2 protein-coding genes are annotated in these 1,579 nt (G+C 64.4%); both read left to right on the top strand.

The window, feature by feature from the left end; genetic code table 11:
• Nucleotides 1-531: 2-oxo acid dehydrogenase subunit E2 (locus AC1D2K_RS34435; protein WP_478094891.1), on the top strand; the 531-nt coding region annotated here is incomplete at its 5' end.
• A gap of 168 nt (nt 532-699) precedes the next feature.
• Nucleotides 700-1,579: FAD-dependent oxidoreductase (locus tag AC1D2K_RS34430; protein ID WP_478094889.1), on the top strand; the 880-nt coding region annotated here is incomplete at its 3' end.

Here is a 1,579-nt window from a genome sequence, read left to right as displayed (position 1 = left end):
GTCAAGATCGGCTTCATGAGCTTCTTCGTGAAGGCCGCTGTTCATGCGCTCAAGAAGTACCCGGTGATCAACGCCTCGGTCGACGGCAACGACATCGTCTACCACGGCTACTTCGACATCGGCATCGCGGTCGGTTCGCCGCGCGGCCTGGTGGTGCCGATTCTGCGCAACGCCGACCAGATGAGCTTTGCCGACATCGAGAAGAAGATCGCCGAGTTCGGCCAGAAGGCCAAGGACGGCAAGCTGGGCATCGAGGAAATGACCGGCGGCACCTTCTCGATTTCGAACGGAGGCACCTTCGGCTCGATGCTGTCGACCCCGATCATCAACCCGCCGCAGTCGGCCATCCTGGGCGTGCATGCGACCAAGGACCGCGCCGTGGTCGAGAACGGCCAGATCGTCGTGCGCCCGATGAACTACCTCGCTATGAGCTACGACCACCGCATCATCGACGGCCGCGAAGCCGTGCTGGGGCTCGTGGCCATGAAGGAAGCGCTGGAAGACCCGTCGCGCCTCTTGTTCGACATCTGACCCACCCCCGTTGCTTGCTCACTTCGTGTAGCCGCCTCCCCCTCGAGGGGGCACCACCCGCGGCCCGGCAAAGCCGGTTCCGCGGTGGTTCCCGAACGGGCCTCGCTTCGCTTGCGGCGAACGAGGACGGACGCGGTGACGAACACGATCACCCACAGAAAGATCCAAATGTCCAAACAGTTTGACGTCGTCGTGATCGGCGGCGGCCCTGGCGGCTACATCGCTGCCATCCGCGCGGCGCAGCTAGGCTTCAACGTGGCCTGCATCGACGAGTGGAAGAACGCCAAGGGCGGTCCGGCACTCGGCGGCACCTGCACCAACATCGGCTGCATTCCCTCGAAAGCGCTGCTGCAGTCCTCGGAGCACTACGAGCATGCCGGCCACAGCTTCGCCGACCATGGCATCAAGGTCGAAGGCCTGGGCCTGGACGTTGCGAAGATGTTGGCGCSCAAGGACGCGATCGTGAAGCAGAACAACGACGGCATCGTCTACCTGTTCAAGAAGAACAAGGTGGCGTTCTTCCACGGCCGCGGCTCTTTCGTGAAGGCGAGCGACGCCGGCTACGAGATCAAGGTCGCGGGCGCTGCCGAAGAGAGCATCACCGGCAAGCAGATCATCGTCGCGACGGGGTCCAATGCACGCCCCTTGCCCGGTGCGCCTTTCGACGAGGAGAACATCCTCTCGAACGACGGTGCGCTGCGCATCCAGGGCGTACCGAAGAAGCTGGCGCTGATCGGCTCCGGCGTGATCGGCCTCGAGATGGGCTCGGTCTGGCGCCGGCTCGGCGCCGAAGTCACGGTGCTCGAAGCGCTGCCGACCTTCCTCGGCGCGGTCGACGAGCAGATCGCCAAGGAAGCGCACAAGGCCTTCACCAAGCAGGGCCTGAAGATCGAGCTCGGCGTCACGGTCGGCGAAGTCAAGTCGGGCAAGAAGGGCGTCAGCATCGCCTACACCGACGCCAAGGGCGGCGCGCAGACCCTCGAGGTCGACAAGCTGATCGTCTCGATCGGCCGCGTGGCCAACACCATCGGCCTGAACGCCGAAGCGG

It is taken from the genome of Variovorax sp. P1_H12_2 (assembly GCF_056405335.1).
Note: the sequence above shows the minus strand (reverse complement) of the source record. Positions and strands in the feature narration are given on the sequence as shown.